This is a genomic window from Variovorax paradoxus (genome assembly GCF_024734665.1).
Lineage (GTDB): Bacteria > Pseudomonadota > Gammaproteobacteria > Burkholderiales > Burkholderiaceae_C > Variovorax.
Genome location: NZ_CP102931.1, coordinates 5,978,491 through 5,998,342, shown reverse-complemented (window position 1 = coordinate 5,998,342; position 19,852 = coordinate 5,978,491). Strand labels below are relative to the sequence as shown.

General features: G+C 67.8%; 15 protein-coding genes. 7 read left to right on the top strand and 8 right to left on the bottom strand.

The features are described 5' to 3' along the window. Nucleotides 1–37: 37 nt before the first annotated feature. The 5 genes from NWF24_RS28255 to NWF24_RS28235 are packed head-to-tail and all read left to right on the top strand — an operon-like array spanning nt 38 to nt 7,684. On the top strand, nt 38–1,567 hold the full coding sequence (locus NWF24_RS28255; RefSeq protein WP_258351428.1) for a tryptophan halogenase family protein: 1,530 nt from the start codon (nt 38–40) through the stop codon (nt 1,565–1,567). Beyond that, nucleotides 1,564–3,000 carry a TolC family outer membrane protein gene (locus NWF24_RS28250; protein WP_258351427.1) on the top strand — a complete coding sequence of 479 codons (1,437 nt, stop codon included), beginning with the start codon at nt 1,564–1,566 and terminating at the stop codon, nt 2,998–3,000. Before NWF24_RS28255 ends, NWF24_RS28250 begins: the two co-directional genes overlap by 4 nt. After that, entirely contained in the window at nt 2,997–5,117 is a 2,121-nt protein-coding gene (locus NWF24_RS28245; protein ID WP_258351426.1) for a type I secretion system permease/ATPase, read from the top strand. Before NWF24_RS28250 ends, NWF24_RS28245 begins: the two co-directional genes overlap by 4 nt. After that, a complete protein-coding gene (locus NWF24_RS28240; protein WP_258351425.1) occupies nt 5,101–6,420 on the top strand; it encodes an HlyD family type I secretion periplasmic adaptor subunit in 1,320 nt (439 codons plus the stop codon). Before NWF24_RS28245 ends, NWF24_RS28240 begins: the two co-directional genes overlap by 17 nt. A 10-nt stretch (nt 6,421–6,430) precedes the next feature. Further along, nucleotides 6,431–7,684 (top strand): tetratricopeptide repeat protein, encoded by a 1,254-nt coding sequence (locus NWF24_RS28235; RefSeq protein ID WP_258351424.1) that lies wholly within the window; start codon nt 6,431–6,433, stop codon nt 7,682–7,684. A 17-nt stretch (nt 7,685–7,701) separates the two neighbouring features. On the opposite strand, the gene NWF24_RS28230 is transcribed toward NWF24_RS28235, so the two are convergent. The 5 genes from NWF24_RS28230 to NWF24_RS28210 form a co-directional block, all read right to left on the bottom strand. Beyond that, entirely contained in the window at nt 7,702–9,102 is a 1,401-nt protein-coding gene (locus NWF24_RS28230; RefSeq protein WP_258351423.1) for a coniferyl aldehyde dehydrogenase, read from the bottom strand. 87 nt (nt 9,103–9,189) lie between these two features. Further along, nucleotides 9,190–10,029: an ammonia-dependent NAD(+) synthetase gene (gene nadE / locus NWF24_RS28225; protein ID WP_258351422.1), complete on the bottom strand. Its 840-nt coding sequence runs from the start codon at nt 10,027–10,029 to the stop codon at nt 9,190–9,192. A gap of 25 nt (nt 10,030–10,054) precedes the next feature. Continuing rightward, the gene (locus tag NWF24_RS28220) at nt 10,055–11,230 is read right to left on the bottom strand and encodes a phospholipase A (protein ID WP_258351421.1); all 1,176 of its coding nucleotides are present in this window, start codon (nt 11,228–11,230) and stop codon (nt 10,055–10,057) included. Next, nucleotides 11,227–11,688, bottom strand: a complete 462-nt coding sequence (locus NWF24_RS28215) for a hypothetical protein (RefSeq protein WP_258351420.1) — start codon at nt 11,686–11,688, stop codon at nt 11,227–11,229. Before NWF24_RS28215 ends, NWF24_RS28220 begins: the two co-directional genes overlap by 4 nt. Continuing rightward, nucleotides 11,685–13,790, bottom strand: coding sequence for an ATP-dependent helicase (locus NWF24_RS28210; RefSeq protein WP_093057218.1), 2,106 nt, complete (start codon nt 13,788–13,790; stop codon nt 11,685–11,687). Before NWF24_RS28210 ends, NWF24_RS28215 begins: the two co-directional genes overlap by 4 nt. A 147-nt stretch (nt 13,791–13,937) precedes the next feature. On the opposite strand from NWF24_RS28210, the gene NWF24_RS28205 reads away from it, so the two are divergent. After that, nucleotides 13,938–14,963 carry an AEC family transporter gene (locus tag NWF24_RS28205; protein WP_258355369.1) on the top strand — a complete coding sequence of 342 codons (1,026 nt, stop codon included), beginning with the start codon at nt 13,938–13,940 and terminating at the stop codon, nt 14,961–14,963. On the opposite strand, the gene NWF24_RS28200 is transcribed toward NWF24_RS28205, so the two are convergent. Beyond that, the gene (locus NWF24_RS28200; RefSeq protein ID WP_258351419.1) at nt 14,952–15,632 is read right to left on the bottom strand and encodes a hypothetical protein; all 681 of its coding nucleotides are present in this window, start codon (nt 15,630–15,632) and stop codon (nt 14,952–14,954) included. The two genes, NWF24_RS28205 and NWF24_RS28200, sit on opposite strands and share 12 nt — an antisense overlap. 240 nt (nt 15,633–15,872) lie before the next feature. Between NWF24_RS28200 and NWF24_RS28195 the strand changes: the two genes are divergently transcribed. Further along, nucleotides 15,873–16,082 (top strand): hypothetical protein, encoded by a 210-nt coding sequence (locus NWF24_RS28195; protein WP_093057220.1) that lies wholly within the window; start codon nt 15,873–15,875, stop codon nt 16,080–16,082. Between the two features lie 39 nt (nt 16,083–16,121). Here NWF24_RS28195 and priA read toward each other — a convergent pair whose 3' ends face one another. Together priA and hemE are read right to left on the bottom strand one after the other, a co-directional pair. Next, entirely contained in the window at nt 16,122–18,221 is a 2,100-nt protein-coding gene (priA, locus tag NWF24_RS28190; RefSeq protein ID WP_446001733.1) for a replication restart helicase PriA, read from the bottom strand. Between the two features lie 453 nt (nt 18,222–18,674). After that, nucleotides 18,675–19,784 (bottom strand): uroporphyrinogen decarboxylase, encoded by a 1,110-nt coding sequence (gene hemE / locus NWF24_RS28185; protein WP_258351417.1) that lies wholly within the window; start codon nt 19,782–19,784, stop codon nt 18,675–18,677. Between the last annotated feature and the right edge of the window lie 68 nt (nt 19,785–19,852).

Genomic DNA, 19,852 nt, shown 5'->3' with positions numbered 1-19,852 from the left:
CGCCCCTTTTCTCGGTCCGGCCCAGGGAAACATACACATGCTCAATCTTCGCAACATCAACCGCGCCGTCGTCATCGGCGGTGGAACCGCAGGCTGGTTCGCGGCCCTGACCTTGCGCCGCATGTTCGCGCCGCAGGTCGAGATCCGGGTGATCGAGTCGCCCGACATAGGCATCGTCGGCGTGGGAGAAGGCGGGCTGCTCAACCTCATCGACGCGCTGCGCCGCAACGGTATCGACGTCAACGAATTCGTGCGCGAGACCGGCGCGGCCTTCAAGCTGGGCTTCTCCTACGAAGGCTGGCGCACCGGAGCCGAGGACGACCGCTACTACCACCTCTTCGGCCGGCCCGGCCTGCAGGAAACCGACTGGATGGAGGGCGGCTTCCGTCCGCTGTTCTCCGGCATGGTGCGCGAGGGCGTCGAGCTTCACCGCTACATCCCCGGCTTTGCCGCGATCGCGTCGAATGCATCGCAGCAGGAGGCGGCGGCGATGCTGCAGCTCGGAGCAAGGTCGGGCCTGTCGGCGTCCTTCCATTTCGACAGCCACAAGCTGGCGGACTACCTGCGCCGCGTGGCCGTCTCGCGCGGCGTGGTGCACCAGCAAGCCCGTGTCGAGGAGCTGCTGTGCGACGCGCAGGACATGGCGCGCGGCGTGCGCATCGATGACGGCGAAATCATCGACCTTGACCTGCTCATCGACGCCTCGGGGCTGGCACGTCTGGGCATCGGCCAGAAGCTCGGCATTCGCTGGCGCTCGTTCTCCGAGCACCTGCTGCTCGACCGCGCCGTGCCGTTTCACATGCCGCATCCGCAGCAGAATCCGTCGCTGGTCACGCGCGCCATCGCAATGCCGGCCGGCTGGATGTGGCAGATCCCGTTGGTCGAGCGCGTCGGCGCGGGCTATGTCTTCAGCAGCGCCCACATCGACGAGACGCAGGTCATCGACGAGATCCATCGCCGCATCGGCCCGGATGTCGAGCCGATGCGCACTCTGCGCTTCGAGCCCGGCCACTTCGAGCAGGTGTGGGTCGGCAACGTCATGGCGATCGGGCTGGCCTCGGGTTTCGTGGAGCCGCTGGAGGCAACCTCCATCGGTCAGATGCTGGAGCAACTGCGCAACTTCGAGCGCATCGTCACCGCCGGCGATGGCGTGGTGTCGGGCCACCTGATCGACGGCTTCAACGAAGCCAATGCGCGGTGCTGGTCGGGCATTCGCGACTTCCTGCGCATGCACTACGACTGCCCGCGGCGCGACACAGCCTTCTGGCGCGACGTGGCGGCCCTGCCGTTGCCGCCCGGCTATGCCGAACTCAAGCAGTGCTTCCAGCAGCGCACGCCGCGGCTCATCGACGTACAGAACTACGCCATCCACGGATGGCAGGGCATCTTCCACGTCGTCAACTGGCTGTTCGTGGCAGCGCCGTTGGGCGTGGTGCCACCCGAGGCCGCCGCTGCCGAACTGGCGAGCCTTCCGGCCGCCAGCCGCCAGCGCGTGGCCATCTACATGAACCGGCTGCGCGAGCCTGGCGCGGCCGACAGCGTTTCCAAAGAGGACCGACCCGAGTGAAACCAGGCATTACCACCTTCTGCGCGGCCTCCACGGCTGCATGGCTGGCCCTCGCCAGCATGCCGGCCGCCGCGCAGATCATCTCCGGCGGATTGACGGTAGCGCGGCGGCTCGCACCGAGTGCGCTGGCCCGGGACATGGGCGTGCGCCCCGGCCCCGAGCTGCCCTCGGCGCCCGAGACCACGACGCCGCTGGAGCTGACCGATGCGGTGCGCCAGGCGGTGGCGCGCCATCCGTCCATCTCCGACTCCATCGCCGCGCTGGCGCAGCAGTCGGGCGGCGTCGACGTGGCGCGGGCCGGCTACTACCCGACGGTGCGCGTGGGCATGGGCGGGGGCGCCAACAACGGTGCGTCCGGCGCTGGCCGGGGGCGCGGCGCCGGCACACTGGCCACGGCCTCCGTATCGCAGATGCTTTACGACTTCGGCAAGGTCGACGGCGCAGTCAACCAGTCGGAGGCACAGGTGCGGCGCCAGCAGGCCGCGATCCTCAAGCAGATCGATACCGTCGCGCAGCAGGCGGCCGAGGCCGTCGTCATGACGCACCGCTACCAGTCGCTGGTCGCGATCGCGCAGGAGCAGGTCAATGCCGTCGAGAAGGTTCTGGAGACGGCACGGCTGCGCGCCGGCGCGGGCATCAGCACCAAGGCCGACCCGATCCAGGCCGAGTCGCGCGTCGACAGCGCGCGTGCCAATCTGCTGCAGGTCAAGTCACAGCTCGCGCAGTGGAGGGAGCGTCTGGGCACGCTGCTGGGCAAGTCGGTACCGCCGGCCGTGGCTCCGCTGCCGGAACGGCTGGCCAGCGAGTTGCGCATCGACCAGCTACCCGACGCCAGCCTCATGCCCGATGTGTTGACTGCAGAGGCAGAGCGGCGCGTGGCCTCGGCCCAGGTCGAAGTTGCAAGGGCTCAGCGCTACCCCACCATCAGCCTCGACGTTTCCGCCAACAAGGCCATGGGCGGCGTGAACCCCAGCACGCTGGAGCGCAACGGCATGTACCACTCGGTCATGCTCAATCTTTCGAGCGTGCTCTACCAGGGCGGCGCGCTCGACGCCCAGGTGCGCGCAGCAGTCGCCGCCGAAGAGGCCGCGCGCATGCGCGTCGAAACCGCTCGCCTGAACGCGGGCGACCTGGCGCGCAATTTCCGGGAGCAGGTCATCGGCGCGCAGGAGCGCCTGGGCGTGCTCGCAGATAGGCGCCGAAGCATCGGCGAGGCGCGCGACCTCTACCGCGAGCAATACAAGCTCGGCTCCCGTTCCATCCTCGACCTGCTCAACGCCGAGCAGGAGATCCACCAGGCCGCAGCTGAGCAAGAGGGCGTGCTGCACGACCTCTGGGCCAGCCGCATCGGCTACATCGGCGCCACCGGCCAGGGCCGCACGTACTACGGCCTCAACAACACCACCGTTCAAGGAATGGAACTGCTTCCATGAGTCTGCCCCCGCAGTACACGAGCTGGCTCGACGCCATGCTCTTCGTCGCCCGCCACTACGGCATTGGCGCTTCGGAAGAGAGCGTGCGCGTCTCGCTCGCCTGGGAGCGCGGCGCGCCGATGGACACGCTGCTCGATCACATGGCGCGGCAGCTCGGCCTGGCGCTGCGGCTGGACGCGTTCTCCAACGCGCAGATCGACCCGTGGCGGCTGCCGCTGGTGGTGGAGTTCGACAACGGCGAGATCGGTGTCGTGCGCGCTTCCGACGGCAAGGGCAGCCTGGGCGTGCTGCTAGGCGGCGACCACGGATTGGAGACGGCGCTGCCCATCGACGAGCTGCGCCAGCGTGCGAAGCGCGTCGCCATCCTGCGGCCCAACACCGCCGTGCCCGACGCGCGCGTGGACGACTACGTCAAGCCCTACAAGCCCAACTGGTTCTGGACCATCGCCCTGCGCGACTGGCGCCGCTACGGCGACATCATCCTGGCCTCGGTCTTTGCCAACGTGCTGGCACTGGCCTCGACGATCTTCTCGATGCAGATCTACGACCGCGTGGTGCCCGCGCAGTCGGAGTCGACGCTGTGGGTGCTGTTCGGCGGCGTCATGCTCGCCGTGGTCTTCGAATTCTTGCTGCGTATATCGCGCACGCACATTTCCGACGTGATCGGCAAGCGTGCCGACCTCAAGGTGTCGGACCTGGTCTTCGGCCATGCCTTGAGGGTGCGCACCGACGCACGCTCGAAGTCCACTGGCTCCTTCATCGCGCAGGTGCGCGAAGTGGAGCAAGTGCGCGAACTGCTCACCTCCACCACCATCGGCGCGGTGGCCGACCTGCCGTTTTTCTTTCTCTTCCTGGTCGTGCTGTGGATGGTGGCTGGCCCACTCGCGCTGGTGGCACTGGCAGCGGTGCCGCTGCTGGTGATTCCTGGCCTGCTGATCCAGAAGCCGCTCGCGCGGCTGGCCAACGAGGGCATGCGCGAATCGGCGCTGCGCAATGCGCTGCTGGTCGAGGCCGTCGAGGGCATCGAGGACATCAAGCTCATGCGCGCCGAGCCGCGCTTCCAGAACCAGTGGAACCATGCCAACGAGGTCTCGGCCGGCGTCAGCATGCGCCAGCGCTTTCTCACGGGCCTGCTCATGACCTGGACGCAGGAGGTGCAGACCATCGTCTACGCGGTGATGCTGCTCGCGGGCTGCTTCCTTGTGATGAGGGGGGACATGACGACCGGTGCGCTGGTCGGCTCGTCGATCCTCGCGTCGCGCATGATCGCGCCGCTGGCGCAACTGTCGGGCGTGTTCGCGCGCTGGCAGCAGGCCAAGGTGGCGCGCGCCGGGCTCGACCAGCTCATGCAGCGCCCGGTCGACCAGCCCGAGAGCGCGCGGCTGGTGCACGTGCCGGCGCTGCAGGGCCGCTACAACGTCATGGGCGTCGAGTTTCGCTACGGCAAGGACGACAAGAGCCCGGCGTTCTCGTGCGCACAGCTGCAGATCCAGGCCGGCGAAAAGGTCGCGCTGCTGGGCCGCATGGGCGCGGGCAAGTCCACGCTGCTGCAGCTGCTGGCCGGCCTGCATGCACCGCAGCGCGGCAACGTGGCGCTCGATTCGCTCGACCTCGCGCTGATCGACCCGGCCGACCTGCGCCGCGACATGGCGCTGCTCACGCAGAACGCGCGGCTTTTCTACGGCACCGTCCGCGAGAACGTCACCATGGGCATGCCGCTGGCGACCGATGCGCAGGTACTGGAGGCCATCACGATGGCGGGCGCCTTGCCCTTCGTGGATTCGCGCTCCCAGGGGCTGGACGACCTGATCCACGAAGGCGGACTCGGACTCTCGGGCGGGCAGCGGCAGGCGCTGCTGCTCGCGCGCACGCTGATCCGCCAGCCTTCCATCGTGCTGCTGGACGAACCCACTGCGCACTTCGACGAGGTCACCGAACGCCAGGTGATCGAGTCGGTGGGCGCCTGGCTGGGGTCGCGCACGCTGGTGGTGGCAACGCACCGCATGCCGGTGCTGCATTGGGTGGACCGCATCGTCGTGATCGACAACGGCCGCATCGTGATGGACGGGTCGAGGGACCGGATTATTGGAGAGCTTTCGCATGGCAACAACGCCTGAGACAACCCACCCACGAGGCGCCGGCGGCGTGGCCGTGGTGGCCGGTGCCGCGTCCGGGGTGGCTGACCCGCAGGGCGCAAAGGGAACACAGGTCGGGCAGGGCAAGCAGGGAGCACAGCTTCCGCGCCCGAAGACGCCTCCCGTAGTGAGCTATTCGCCGGCCGAGCCGCCGCTGCCGCGCGCCTCGCTGGTCGTGTGGATCGTCGGGACGGCGCTGGTCGCGCTGCTGGCCTGGGCGTGGTCTTTCAAGCTCGACGAGGTGTCCACCGGCACGGGCAAGGTGGTGCCCTCGTCGAAGGAGCAGATGATCCAGTCGCTCGAAGGCGGCATCCTGGTGGACCTGAAGGTGCGCGAGGGCGACATCGTCGATGCGGGGCAGGTGCTCGCGCAGCTCGACAGGACCAAGACCGAGTCGACCGTGCAGGAAAGCGCCTCGCGCGTGCGTGCTGCGCTTGCCATGTCGGCGCGCCTCGCGGCCGAGGTGGGTGGCACGTCGCTGGCGTTTCCGCCCGAGGTGCAGTCGGACGCCGACCTCGTGCGCACCGAAACCGCGCTCTACCGCTCGCGCCGCGAGCAGCTTGCGAGCAGCCTCGCTGGCGTGACGCAGGCGCTGGTGCTGATGCGCCGCGAACTCGCGCTGACAGAGCCGCTGGTGTCGCGCGGCGCTGCGAGCGACGTGGAAGTGCTGCGCCTCAAGCGCCAGATCAACGAGGCGGAGACCAAAGCCGCGGACATCAAGAGCCAGTACTCCGTGAAGGCACGCGAAGAGCTCGCGAAGGCGAATGCCGAAATCGAGGCGCAGCGCTCGGTGACGCGCGGGCGCTCCGACTCGCTCACCCGGCTGACCTTCGCTTCGCCGGTGCGCGGCATTGTGAAGGACATCGCCGTGACCACCGTGGGCGGCGTGCTGCCCCCGGGCGGCAAGCTCATGGAGATCGTGCCGCTGGACGAAAAGCTGCTGGTCGAGGCGCGCATCTCGCCGCGCGACGTGGCCTTCATCCACCCGGGGCAGGACGCAACGGTGAAGGTGACGGCCTACGACTACGCCATCTTCGGCGGCCTGCCGGGCAAGGTGACGACCATTTCGCCCGACACCATCCAGGACGACGTGAAGCGCGACGTGTATTACTACCGCGTGTACATCCGCACCGACGCGGACCACCTGAACAACAGCAGCGGGCAGAGCTTCCCGATCGTGCCCGGGATGATCGCCACGGTAGACATCCACACCGGCAGCAAGTCAGTGCTCGACTACCTGGTCAAGCCGCTGAACAAGGCGCGCGAAGCCTTGCGCGAGCGCTGAGGAGCAGCGTGTGAAGAGAAGACAACCGGTGATTCCGGGCCGCAGGCCCGCGCTCACGCAGCAGGCGCTGAATGCGCTGGGCGAGCAGTTCCGCGCCGCCTTCGCGCGGGGCGACTACGCGCAGGCGCACAAGTTCGCAATGCAGGCCTGGCAGGCCACGCACAGCCCGCAGCCGCTGGCCGACGTTGCGCTGTGCCTGATGCGGCTCGACCAGCCGCAGCAGGCCTACCGCCTCTACTGCCGCGTCGCCAGCGAGTTGAAGACCGCGAACACCTACGACGGACTGGCGGAAGCGGCGGGGCAGTTGGGCAAGCGGGACGAGGCGGGCGAGTTCGGCTCGGTGTCGCTGTGGCTCAAGCTGCAGGAGGCTGCGACGGAAGTAGTCGCTGCCACGGTCGATTCGCCCGTGCCGCGGTGCTTCGACGAAAGAAGCCGCCATCGCAACGTCATCGCGTTCAGTCTGTTCGGCAGCGATCCGCGCTACTGCGAGATGGCGCTGCTCAACGTGCGGGCCGCGCACGAGTTCTTTCCGGCGTGGGTCTGCCGCTTCTACGTCGATGCCTCGGTGCCGGAGGCGGTGTGCGAGCGGCTGGTGCATGCGGGCGCGTCGGTGGTCGACGTGCGTTCAGTCGGCGGCGAAGACCTGCCGGGCACCATGTGGCGTTTTCTCGCGCTCGACGATCGCGATATCGACCGCGTGCAGTTCCGCGATGCCGACTCGCTGCTGTCCACGCGCGACCAAGCTGCCGTGCGCGCGTGGTGCGCGTCGGACCGCTGGTTCCACGTCATGCGCGACTACCACTCGCACACCGAGCTGATACTCGCCGGCATGTGGGGTGCGTGCCAGGGCGTCTTCTCAGACATCGCGGGCGACATGCGCGCGTACCTGAAGAGCCGGCCGTTCTCTGCGCGCTATGCCGACCAGCACTTCCTGCGGCATCGCGTCTGGAAGGTCGCCGAGCGCAGCATGCTCGCTCATGACGAATGGTTCGACCTGCCCGGCAACCAGCCCTTTCCGCCCCATGTGCCCATGACTGTTGACGCGCGCTATGCCCACGTGGGCGCCAACATCGGCGCGCCCTCGATGCAGGTGGTGCATGAAGCGCCCGACGGCACGCAGGTGCGCTGGACCCTGTACGACGCGAGGGGCCAGGCTGTCTGCAGCTACGACGCCGTCGTTTGCGACAACAGCTACGGCGCCAGCATTCCCGCGCCCTACGCCGCCGAGATCGCGGCTGGTCGCTGGAAGGTTGTGACCCGCTGACCCTGAGCGCTGATCCTTCAGCGCACCAGCAACTTCATCATCCGTTCGAAGGTCTTGCCGTAAGGCGGCTTGAACAGGCCCAGGCCGTTCAGCGCCGACTGGTGAAAGATCGGCTTCATCTTCGAGAAAGTCTCGAAGCCGTGTTCGCCGTGGTACGCGCCCATGCCGCTGGCGCCTACACCGCCGAAGGGCAGGTTGTCTTGCGCGACGTGCAGCAGGGTCTCGTTGATCGACACGCCACCGGTCACCGTGTTTTCCATCACGCGGTCGATGGTCGCGCGGTTCTTCTCGAACAGGTACAGCGCGAGCGGGCGCGGGTGCGCGTTGACATACGCGATGGCCTCGTCGATGCCCTTGTAGGGCAGCACCGGCAGCAGCGGGCCGAAGATTTCCTCCTGCATCACGCGCATGCCGTCGTTCACGCCGGTCAGCAGCACGGGCGGGAAGCGGCGCGTCGCAGGGTCAGGCGCGGTGTCGGACAGGGGCAGGGCCGAGGCGCCTTGCTCCTGCGCCAGGGCCGACAGCTCCTGCAGCCGCGCGAAGTGGCGCGGGCTCACGATGCTCGTGTAGTCGGTGTTGGTGGCCAGCGCCGGGTACATCGAGGCGAACACGCGCCGGGCGCTTTCTGCAAAGCGCTGCTGCTGGCCTTCGGGCAGCAGCACGTAGTCGGGCGCGATGCAGGTCTGGCCCGCATTCAGCGTCTTGCCGACGATGATGCGTTCAATGGCTTTATCGAAGTTGGCATCGGGCCCGATGATCGCCGGCGACTTGCCGCCCAGTTCAAGCGTCACCGGCGTGAGGTGCTCGCTCGCGGCGCGCATCACGTGGTGGCCGACGGCGGTCGAGCCGGTGAACAGCAAATGATCGAAGGGCAGGCTGGAGAAGGCGCGCGCGGTCTCGGCGTCGCCGTTGACGATGGCGATCTCGTCTTCGGCAAACTGCTTTCGCACCAGCGCGGCGAACAGCTCGGCGAAGCGCGGCGTGAACTCCGACTGCTTCACCATCACGCGGTTGCCAGCCGCCAGCGCCGCGGTCATTGGTCCCACCGCCAGGTACAGCGGGTAGTTCCACGGCACCACGATGCCCACCACGCCCAGCGGCTGCGGCATGATCCGCGACGATGCGGGCTTGAACCACAGGCCGGTGGAGCGGCGGCGCACGCGCATCCATGCCTTGCCGTGCGCGAGTGCGTGCTGGAGGCCCTCGATGCTGGGGAACACTTCGGCAAGCTCGGTTTCTTGTGCGGCCCGGTGATGGAAGTCGGCGCTGATGGCGGCGGCGATTTCCTGGCGGTTGTCTTTCACCAGCGCACGCAGGCGCTTCAGACGGTCGGCGCGCTCGCTCCATGGCGGCGTCTGTGCGCGCAGGCTCGCGGCGCGCATCGTGTCGAAGGTCTGTCGCATGTCGTCGTGTGTCATGGTTTGTTGCGAAGGCCTCAGCCCGCTTGTTGATACACCGGCCAGCGATCCTGCACTTTGCCGCCACGCACCCCGCAACCGCCGCCGTCAGAAGGGCTCGACGGGCAGCGCGCGCTTGTGGGCGCTCTTGCGATGCGTCGCAAGAATGATCTGGCGGGCCGCGGCCGACACAGGCTTGCCTTCGAGGAAGTCGTCGATCTGCTCGTAGGTGACGCCGAAGGCGTCTTCGTCGGGCTTGCCCGGCACCAGCGATTCGAGGTCGGCGGTGGGCACCTTGTAGACCAGTGCATCGGGCGCGCCCAGCAGCTGTGCCACTGCGCGCACGCGGCGCTTGTTGAGGCCCGTGAGCGGCGTGATGTCGGCCGCGCCGTCGCCGAACTTGGTGAAGAAGCCCATCAGCGCCTCGGCCGCGTGGTCGGTGCCGATGACGATGCCGTCGTGCGCGCCGGCCACCGCGAACTGCGCAATCATGCGCTGGCGTGCCTTGATGTTGCCGAGCACGAAATCTTCGTGCGCCGCGTCGCGGAAGGTGAGGTCGCCGGCCTTCAGTGCGGCGAGCATGCCGTCGACGGCGGGCCGGATGTCGACGGTGATGGTGCGGTCGGGCTTCATCACCGCGAGCGAGGCCTGCGCTTCGGCTTCGTCTTTCTGCACGCCGTAGGGCAGGCGCATCGCGATGAAGGTGGCGTCGTAGCCCGTGGCGCGCAGCCGCTCGACGGCGCGCTGCGCGAGGCAGCCGGCGGTCAGCGAATCGACACCGCCGCTGATGCCCAGCACCAGCGTCTTCAGGCCGGTGCGCTTCAGGTAGCTGGCGAGAAAGTCGGTGCGGCGTTCCAGCTCGTGGGCGGCATCGAAGACGGGCGCGACATGCAGCGCCGCGATGATCTCGCGCTGCATATCGTCGACGGGGGACAGGTCTGCACTCATGGTGTGGAACGACGTGTGAAGTGAATCAGAAATCGACGAGGCTGAGGCCAATGCTCAGCACCGTGCGCTTGCGGTTGTAGTCCACCAGCGTATCGCCATAGCCCGAGAACAGCTGCGTGTGGAAGCGCAGGTTGCTCTTGGTCGGGTCGCCGATGGCCTTGAGCCATTCGAGGCGCACCGAGCCGCGGCCGCTGTCGCGCAGGTTGTTGCGCACGGTCACGGCGAGCTGGTTGTCGCGGTTGAGGTTCCAGCGGCCGGTGATTTCGGCGCGGCCGTAGTAGTCGGCGATGTCGGGGTTGTCGTCCTTGGCGGCGCTCTCGGAAATGCGCTTCCAGATGCGGCCGGTGATGGTGAAGCGGTCGTCGAGCTCGGCGCCGCCCATCAGGTACACGCGGTTCCAGCTGCGCGACAGCGGCAGGGTCTGGCCGTTCGACTGGTGCACGATGCCCAGGCCCGAATAGCGCCAGCGCCAGCCGCCTGGCAGCTTGAAGTCAGTCGGGTAGACGTACATCAGCTCGGGTTCGTGGTCGGTGGTGCGGAAGGGCCGCGAGATGGCGCCGTTGAACAGCTGCCAGGTCGACTGCTGGCTGTAGGCGAACCACAGCGAGTCTTTCTTGGTCGGGTCGTCCTGCGTGAGCATGCCCTGCGCGAGCTTGGTGCGCACCGACAGGCCGATGCGCATCTCGTTGGCCTGGTAGGCGACCGGGTCGGCGGTGTGGCCGGCCGAGGGCGAGGTCGGCGTCTCGGGCTTCTTGGTGGCGGCCGAGACCGACACGTTGAGCGGACGGTAGCCGCGGAAGCCGAAGGTGCCGCAGTCGGTGGCGTTCTCCAGTTCCCAGAAGCGCGAGAGCGCCGAGTACTGGCGGTCGCGGCAGCCTTCGGTGGTGGCGACCGAGACGATGCGCGTGGCCGGGATCGATGAGTCCACCGGCGGTTGCGTGGTCGCCAGCACGGGCGGCGCCACGGGCACCGACACCGAAGGCAGCGTCTGCTGCTGCGCCCAGCGGTCGAAGCAGGCCAGGCGCGCTTCGTTGTTGGCGCCGAGCGCGGCGCACTGCTGCCAGGTGAGCTGGGAGTCGGCCAGCGGGCTCGCTGGCTTGTCCACGGCCTGCGCGTGCACCGCGGCGCCGCCGCCGAGGCAGGCGGCCACGGCCGCGAGCGCGCGAAGGTTGAAACGGGGTTGTCGTCGTGTCGTCGTCATTGCTTTCCTTCCTGGGCAACCGTCTTGCTGAGCACGAAGGGATGCGTGCTTTCGTCCGCGGCGTTGCGCCACGTGCCCCTGAATTCGCGCCCGCAGGAGCCGGCCTGCAGCTTGCCCGACCAAACGCCGCTGATGGCGCGGCCGTCCTGCGATTCGTCGATGGAGAGCGCGCCTTCGTCGTCCACGTCGCCCGCGAGCTGCGCGACCGTGGCCTTCGCCGGGTTGGCGCCGTTGCGCGTGATGGTGCCGCGCACGCCGTCGTAGTCGGGGTGCTTGCCGAGCTGTACGGCGGCCACGGCCGGCAGGTTGTCGAAGCGCGCTTCCCAGCGGCCGTAGAGCGATTGCACCGGCAGGTCGCGCGCGTCGGCGGGGCAGTCGGCGCTGCCCCGCACGGAGGCGCAACCCGACAGCGCGAGGAGAGCGGCGGCCAGCAACGCGGCAGTGGCGGTCGTCTTCATGGCGCCGCCGCGGCTGCTGCCGCCTTTGCTGCGCTGTCCTGCGCCTTGCGCGCGAACTCGGCGCGCAGAGCCTTGAGCTTTTCGCGCGGGTCTTCCTTGATGGTCTCTTTGTCGAGGCCCATCTCGGCGATGAAGCGGCTGGGTATGCAGGGCACCATTTCGCGGCCCTGCTTGCGCTTCTTGGTCCAGCTCACGGCCAGGCTGCGTTGCGCGCGCGTGATGCCCACGTACATCAGGCGGCGCTCTTCCTGCAGCCGCTGCAGCGTGTCTTCGCTCACCTTCTGCTGGCGGCCGTTGTCGTCGTCGAGCTTGAAGGGCAGCAGGCCCTCGCTCACGCCGATCAGCATCACGTGCGGCCATTCGAGGCCCTTGGAGGCGTGCAGCGTCGAGAGCGTGACCACGTCCTGGTCTTGTTCGCGCTCGCTGATGGTCGACAGCAGCGAGATGGTCTGCGCCACTTCGAGCAGGCTCTTGCGTTCGGTCTCGATGTTGTCGTTGGCGCCCGAGGCGTCGTCGAGCGTGCCGCCGGCGCGCTGCGACATCCAGTCGACAAACTCGAGCACGTTGGTCCAGCGCGAGGCCGCGGCGGCTTCGCTGTCTTCGCCGTCGTAGAGGTGCTTCTCGTAGTCGATCTCCTTCAGCCAGTCGAGCATGAAGGTGCGCGAGTCTTCCGCGCCCATGGTGCGGCGCGCCCGGTATTCCAGGTCGTTGATGTAGCGGCCGAACTCGTGGATGCCCTCGAGCGTGCGCTTGGGCATCACGCTCGGCAGAGAGGGGCTGAACAACGCCTCGAACAGGCTCAGCTTGTACTGGCTCGCGAAGGTGCCCAGGCTCGCGAGCGTGGTGTGGCCGATGCCGCGCTTGGGCGTGGTGATGGCACGCAGGAATGCCGGGTCGTCGTCGTTGTTGACCCACAGGCGGAACCAGCCGCAAAGGTCCTTGATTTCGGCGCGGTCGAAGAAGCTCTGGCCGCCCGAGACCTTGTACGGAATCTGCGCCTTGCGCAGCGCCTGCTCGAACACGCGCGCCTGGTGGTTGGCGCGGTAAAGAATGGCGAAGTCGCGGAACTCCTTGTGCTGCTTGCCCTGCGTGATGGCGTCGCCCGCGCGGATGCTCACGATGCGCGCCACGGCGCGCTCGGCCTCATGCACTTCGCTGTCGGCATCGACGATGCGCACCGGCTCGCCTTCGCCGAGCTCGGAGAACAGCGTCTTCGGAAACAGCTTGGGGTTGGGGCCGATCACGTTGTTGGCCGCGCGCAGGATGGCGCTGGTGGAGCGGTAGTTCTGCTCCAGCTTGATGACCTTGAGCTTGGGGTAGTCGACCGGCAGCTTGCGCAGGTTGTCGAGCGTGGCGCCGCGCCAGCCGTAGATGGACTGGTCGTCGTCGCCCACCGCGGTGAAGTGGCCGCGCTCGCCGGCCAGGGCCTTGAGCACTTCGTACTGCGTGGCGTTGGTGTCCTGGTATTCGTCCACCAGGATGTGGCCGAGCGCGGCCTGCCACTTGGCGCGCACCTCGGGAAATTCGTAGAGCAGCTTCAGCGGCATGCCGATCAGGTCGTCGAAGTCCACGCTCTGGTAGGCCGCCAGGCGCTCTTCGTAGCGGCCCATGATCTTCGCGGTGATGCGCTCGTTGTCGTCCGCGGCCTGGGCCTCGGCCTGCGCGGCGTTCAGGCCCATGTTCTTCCACTTGCTGATGGTCCACTGCCAGATGCGGGCGGTGGCCGCGTCGGTGGTGCCGCCGGCGTCTTTCAGGATCTTGGTGACGTCGTCGCTGTCGAGGATGCTGAAGGCCTTCTTCAGGCCGAGCACGGCGCCGTCCTCGCGCATCATGCGCACGCCCAGCGCGTGGAAGGTGCAGACCACGACCTTGCGCGCGTCCTTGCCGATCAGATCCTTTGCGCGCTCGCGCATTTCTGCAGCTGCCTTGTTGGTGAAGGTGATGGCCGCGATGCGCTGGGGCGCGATGCCCGACTGGATGAGGCGGCCGATCTTGTGAGTGATCACCCGCGTCTTGCCCGAGCCCGCACCGGCAAGCACCAGGCAGGGACCGTACATGTAGTTGACAGCTTCGAGCTGCGCGGGATTGAGACCGTGAGACATTGGAGAAAAAGAGAACCGGAAAAAGGCCGTGAAGAACGCCGTGGGGAACGGCAGGCGCAAAGCGGGCAATGATACGGGGCCGGCCCCCGCGGGGTTGTAGGCCAGACACGCCGATGCAGCCTGCTGGTGGGCAACGACAATGGTCTGGTGCTGCCTGTATTCCTTGTTACCTTCCCTTTCTTCGCGTTAATCGCGGCCGGCTACGGCGCGGCCCGCGCCCGCATCCTGCCGCTGGACGCCATTCCCGGCCTCAACACCTTCGTGCTGTATTTCGCGCTGCCGTGCATGCTGCTGCGCTTCGGCGCAGGCACGCCGATCGGCCAGTTGCTGGACGGCAGCGTCGCACTGGTCTGGGGCATCAGCGCGCTGGCCGTGGTGGCGGGTGTGGTGACGTTCACGCGCAATGCGCGCATCGGCTGGAACGACGCGGCCTTCGGCGCGCTGGTGGCGGCGTTTCCGAACACCGGCTTCATGGGCGTGCCGCTGCTGGTGGCCATTCTTGGGGCTCAGGCAGCGGGGCCGATGATCATCACGATCGCGTTCGACCTCGTGGTGACTTCGTCGCTGTGCATTGCGCTGTCGCGCCTCGACGGTGCGGGTGGCGCGGGGCGGCGCGGTGCCACGCAGGCGGCGCGCAAGGCGCTGCGCGGGATTCTGGTCAACCCGATGCCGTGGTCGATCCTGCTGGGCGTGATGCTGTCGGCTGCGCGCTGGCCGCTGCCGGGGCCCATCGAGCGCACCATCGCCATGCTGGCCGATGCGGCCTCGCCGGTGGCGCTTTTCACCATCGGGGCGGTGCTGGCCCGCTCGGCGCTGCTGGCGCGCGAGCATGGCGCCAGCGCGGCCGTAGCGGAGGCCATGGGCACCACGGCGCGCAGCCCTGCGACCAAGGCGGCATGGAGCGACGTGCTGCCGGTGGTGGCGGTGAAGCTGCTCGCGCATCCGCTGCTGGTGTGGGGCCTGGGGCTCGGCGCCATTGCGCTCGGGCTGCCGCTGTCGCATGCGGCGCTGGTGGTGATCGTGCTGGTCGCGGCGCTGCCGAGCGCGAGCAACGTGTCGATGCTGGCCGAGCGCTTCGGCGCGGACAACGGGCGCATCGCGCGCATCATCCTGTGGACGACGGCGATTGCCTTCTTCAGCTTTCCGCTCGCGGTGAGCGTGCTACGGGGTTAGGACGCCGAGCTTGTACGGGTCGGCATCGGCAAGGCGCTCGCACTTCGAGAAGTCGCGGCCCTGCGTGCCGTCGCAGTAGTAGGTGTTGTAGATGCGGCCGAAGAGCGTCGGGCTCGCGGTGAAGAGCACGCCGTGGTCAGGCTGCCAGTTGTCCTTGAAGACGGGCGGGGCGCTGGCTTCCACCGGCTTGGCTGCGGAGGGAGCGGCGGTGGGCGTGAAGTCGGCCAGCGTCTTGTGGGCCTCGTCGCCGCGCCAACGTATTGCCAGTTCGGCGGCCGTGGGGCGCGACGCGACCGGCAGCAGGATGCCGTTGACCTGCAGGCCATAGCCGAAGCGGTGCGTCTTGCCGGCCAGGAAGGCGTATGCGCAGGCGGCCATGCACTGGCCTCGTATTTCGGTCTGCACGCCGCTCGCGCGGATGGCGTCGGCGTATGCGCCCGCTGCTTCGGCGGTGCCGCCGAACGAGTCCTCGAAGACCACGGTATGGACCGTTCCACTGCCCAGCTGGTCGGTGAATTCCTTGATTGCGGTGCCGTCGAGCATGCCCGACACCACCAGGCGGCTGCCCTGCAGATCGAGCTCGGCCGCCGAAGCAATGGGTGCGGCAAGAACGCAGGCGAAGCACGACGCGAGCGAGAGAACCCAACCTGCGAAAGACGGCGGTTTCACGGCGACCTACCCTTTGCCTTCAATAGACGAGCTTGCTTGGAACGCGAAACCCGCGAGGAGTTCGCGCGCTGTTACAGCTTGAACAGCCCCGGGGCATGTCGTCAACTCTTTTTTCACAAATTTTCGGGTAGGCCAAGGCAGGCCGTAAGGCATAGATATCGCTATGACTTCAGATGAATGCTTGAGTTTGCAGATGCGCTGCTACAGTGCTTGCAAGTCAAAGGTGTGAAGGGGCGCGCAATGGCAATTCTTTTTCGCATCCTGCTGTGGTTGGTATGTCTCGCCGGCGTCGGCTGGTTCTGGCATGCCGGCAAGTTCGGCACCGCCACCGGGCTCGCGCTCGCCGCGCTGAGCCTCGTGGTGTTCGCGTGGCCCGTGAGCATCGCGCGGCGCAGGCACAACGAGCTGCGTTATGTGGACATGGGCAAGGAGCCCACTGGCTACCACTGAAACCGCGGTCTCAGGTTGACCAGTCGCCGATCCATCGGCTCAGATGCTGTGCGGATCGACGTCGACGAGCCAGCGGATCACGCCCTTGCCCTCCGGCGTGCGCCGCAACTCGTGCAATAGCGGCTGCCAGCCCGCAAGCAGCCGCTGCAGCGCGGCGCGCGAGGGGCTTTCGATCAGCATCTGCGCACGCTCCACATTGGCCACGCGCTGGATCGCCAGCGGCACTGCCGGGTAGCGCGTGACGAGGTCGGAGCCCGGCAGTGCCTCGGCCTGGTCTGCCGCCATGTTCAGGAAGCCCTGCGCCACCGACTGCTCTCTCGCGTCGGCCCGCAGCAGTGCCTGGAACGCGAAGGGAGGCATGCCGGCCGCGCGGCGCTCGTCGAGCTGCTGCTGCGCGAAGCTGGCGTAGTCGTGCTTGCGCAGCGCCATGAACAGCGGGTGCTGCGCATGGTGCGTCTGGATCCACATCTCGGCCTTCGCGCCCTGCGCTGCGAGATACGCGGCATCGCGGCCCGCGCGGCCGGCCGACTGCATCAGCAGGCTGAACAGCCGCTCGGGCGCGCGGAAGTCACTGGAGAACAGCGCGCCGTCGGGGTTCACCGCCGCCACCAGCGTGATGCGGCGGAAGTCGTGGCCCTTGGCGATCATCTGCGTGCCGACCAGCACGTCGACCTCGCCCGCGTGCACGGCCGCGAGCTGCGATTCGAGCGCGCCCTGCTTCTTGGTGCTGTCGGCGTCGATGCGCGCAATGCGCACCGCGCTGCCATCCGGGTGCTTCACAGCCGAGAACAGCTCGGCCAGGTGCTCTTCGAGCCGCTCGGTGCCGCGGCCCACGGGCGCGATGTCGGGGTTGCCGCAGGCCGGGCAGGCGCGCGGCACGCGCTCGGTAAAGCCGCAGTGGTGGCAGCGCAGGGTGCGGTCGATCTTGTGGAACACGCGGTAGGCGCTGCAGTGCGGGCATTCGCTTTTCCAGCCGCAGTCGCCGCAGGCCAGCACCGGTGCGTAGCCGCGCCGGTTCAAGAAGATCATGCTCTGCTCGCCGCGCGCGATGCGCTGGCCGATGGCGTCGAGCAGCGCGCCCGAAATCACCGTCTTTGGCGGCTGCAAATTCATGTCGACCAAGCGCACGGCCGGTAACTCGCCCGCGCCAATACGCGATGGCATCGCCAGACGCACATAGCGCCCGCCCGGGTCTTCGCCTTCGGCGGGCCGGCTCTGGTGCCAGCTCTCGAGCGAAGGCGTGGCCGAGCCCAGGATTACCTTGGCCTTTTCGCGCTGGCCGCGCCACACGGCGAGGTCGCGGGCGGAATAGCGCGCGCCTTCCTGCTGCTTGTAGCTCGGGTCATGCTCTTCGTCGACCACGATGAGCTTCAGCTCCGGGATCGATGCGAACACCGCCATGCGCGTGCCCAGCACGATGCGCGCCGCGCCGCCGTGCGCCGCCAGCCAGCTCGCCAGCCGCTGCGGATTGGTCATGCCGCTGTGCAGCGACACCACAGCCTCTTCGCCGAAGCGGGCCTTGAAGCGGGCTTCGAGCTGCGGCGTGAGGTTGATCTCGGGCACCATCACCAGCGCCTGCGCCTCGGGGTCGCGCGCCAGCAGGTCGGCCACGCAGCGCAGGTAGACCTCGGTCTTGCCGCTGCCTGTGCTGCCGACCAGCAAAAAAGTACCTGCTTCGGCTTCGATGCGCGCCAGGGCGGCCGTCTGCTCCGCGCTCAGCGCGATCAGGTTCGCCGATTCGGCTGTCTCGGCCACTGGCCCGGCCGTCGTCTTGCGCTTGAGGCGGCGCGCCAGCTGCGTCGTCGACAGGTCGCGCAGCTGCGGCGGCAGGGCGGCCAGCGCGATCTCGCCGATCGAGCGCTGGTAGTAGCGCGCTGCAAAGGCCACGAGGTCGCGCCAGGCCTCGCCCAGCGGGGCCAGCGCGTCGAGCGCCGCGCCCACGGGCTTCAGTGCCATGTCGGGTTCGGCATCCACCAGCGAAACCGGCTCGTTCCAGACCACGCCCAGCACTTCGCGCTTGCCCAGCGGTACGCGCACCAGCGTGCCGGGCGGCATGGGCTCGGCGCTGGCGTAGCTCAGCAGGTCGCCGAGCGCGGCGTGCGCGGGCGTCTGCACCGCGATGTCGAGCCGCCACGGCAGGGCCGGTGGCGCACCGTTCGTCGGCTGGGAAGCGCTGTCTGAGGGGAGGCCGGCTGTGGAGATGAGCGGTCCTTCTTGGAAAGGTTTGTTAAGGAGACTTTGAGCAAGAGCGCTTAAGTTGTTGATTTTTCAGAGCTTTGGAGGCCGTCCAGAGTTTCTGTGGATAACTTTGTTGACAAGCCAGCTCGATTCGCCGCGGGGCCTTGAAAATCAAGGCTCTGGCTGGAATGCCCGGAAAAAAAGCAAAGTTCAAATCCTATATAAATCAATAACTTAGCGTCGCTATCTCTTTAGGAGCAAAGAGGGAGGTCCCCCGGAAAATCTTGCGCAGTGCAACACGGGTTTTGTGCATAAGTCAGACCGATATGCCGTTTTTGCGCTTGACAAACGGCTTCGTACCAACTTTACGGGGCGGCTCAGCGCCCCGCCGGCCCGCTCCCGAAGACTGCAGTGTTAACCGCGCAGCGCGCGCGACTGGGCGTGCACCGCCTGCACCAGCGCCGCCACATGCTCTGGCGGCGTGAACTGGCTGATGCCATGGCCCAGGTTGAAGATGTGCGTGGGGCCCTGGGCGTTGCGGTCGGCGTGGGGCTTGCCGAAAGCCTGCAGCACTTTCGCCACCTCGGCCTCGATCTGCGCGGGCGGCGCGAACAGCACGTTGGGGTCGATGTTGCCCTGCAGGGCCTTGGCCTTGCCGTCCGAGCCTTCGGCGATCTGCTTTCGCGCCGAGGCCAGGTTCACGGTCCAGTCGACGCCCAGCACTTCGCAGTCGAGCTCGCGCATGGCGTCGAGCCACAGGCCGCCGCCCTTGGTGAACACGATGCGCGGCACGGGCTGGCCGTCGGCGCCGGTGCGTTTGAGGCCGGCCAGCACGCGGGCCGTGTAGGCGAGGCTGAACTCCTGGAACGCGCCGTCGGCCAGCACGCCGCCCCAGCTGTCGAACACCATCACGGCCTGCGCGCCGGCGTCGATCTGGGCATTGAGATACGTGGCCACCGAGTCGGCATTCACGGCCAGCAGGCGGTGCATGAGGTCGGGGCGGCTGTAGAGCATGCTCTTCACGAGGCGGTAGTCGCTGGAGCCCGCGCCTTCCACCATGTAGCAGGCCAGCGTCCACGGGCTGCCCGAGAAGCCGATCAGCGGCACGCGGCCGTCCAGCGCCTTGCGGATCGAGGCCACGGCATCGAACACGTAGCGCAGCTTGTCCATGTCGGGCACTTCGAGCGCGGCCACCGCCGCTTCATCGCGCACCGGGCGCGCGAAGCGCGGGCCCTCGCCGGCCTCGAACGACAGGCCCAGGCCCATGGCGTCGGGCACTGTCAGGATGTCGGAAAACAGGATGGCTGCGTCGAGCGGGTAGCGCTCCAGCGGCTGCAGCGTGACCTCGGTGGCGTAGTCGGTGTTGGTGGCCAGTCCCATGAAGCTGCCCGCCTTGGCGCGGGTGGCAACGTACTCCGGCAGGTAGCGGCCGGCCTGGCGCATGAGCCAGACGGGCGTGTGGTCGGTGGCCTGGCGCCAGCAGGCTCGCAGGAAAGTGTCGTTTTGCAATGGGGCGAAAGGCATTTCCCGATTGTCGCAGGGCACCCCGGCATTGACCGACAGCGCATTTTGAGTTGCACCAACCCGCCTCG

What these genes read in the sequence shown, in the direction of transcription:
- NWF24_RS28255 (WP_258351428.1), top strand. Translation starts at nt 38, where the DNA reads ATGCTCAATCTTCGCAACATCAACCGCGCCGTCGTCATCGGCGGTGGA.
- NWF24_RS28245 (WP_258351426.1), top strand. Translation starts at nt 2,997, where the DNA reads ATGAGTCTGCCCCCGCAGTACACGAGCTGGCTCGACGCCATGCTCTTC.
- NWF24_RS28240 (WP_258351425.1), top strand. Translation starts at nt 5,101, where the DNA reads ATGGCAACAACGCCTGAGACAACCCACCCACGAGGCGCCGGCGGCGTG.
- NWF24_RS28230 (WP_258351423.1), bottom strand. Translation starts at nt 9,102, where the DNA reads ATGACACACGACGACATGCGACAGACCTTCGACACGATGCGCGCCGCG.
- nadE (WP_258351422.1), bottom strand. Translation starts at nt 10,029, where the DNA reads ATGAGTGCAGACCTGTCCCCCGTCGACGATATGCAGCGCGAGATCATC.
- NWF24_RS28220 (WP_258351421.1), bottom strand. Translation starts at nt 11,230, where the DNA reads ATGACGACGACACGACGACAACCCCGTTTCAACCTTCGCGCGCTCGCG.
- NWF24_RS28215 (WP_258351420.1), bottom strand. Translation starts at nt 11,688, where the DNA reads ATGAAGACGACCGCCACTGCCGCGTTGCTGGCCGCCGCTCTCCTCGCG.
- NWF24_RS28210 (WP_093057218.1), bottom strand. Translation starts at nt 13,790, where the DNA reads ATGTCTCACGGTCTCAATCCCGCGCAGCTCGAAGCTGTCAACTACATG.
- NWF24_RS28195 (WP_093057220.1), top strand. Translation starts at nt 15,873, where the DNA reads ATGGCAATTCTTTTTCGCATCCTGCTGTGGTTGGTATGTCTCGCCGGC.
- hemE (WP_258351417.1), bottom strand. Translation starts at nt 19,784, where the DNA reads ATGCCTTTCGCCCCATTGCAAAACGACACTTTCCTGCGAGCCTGCTGG.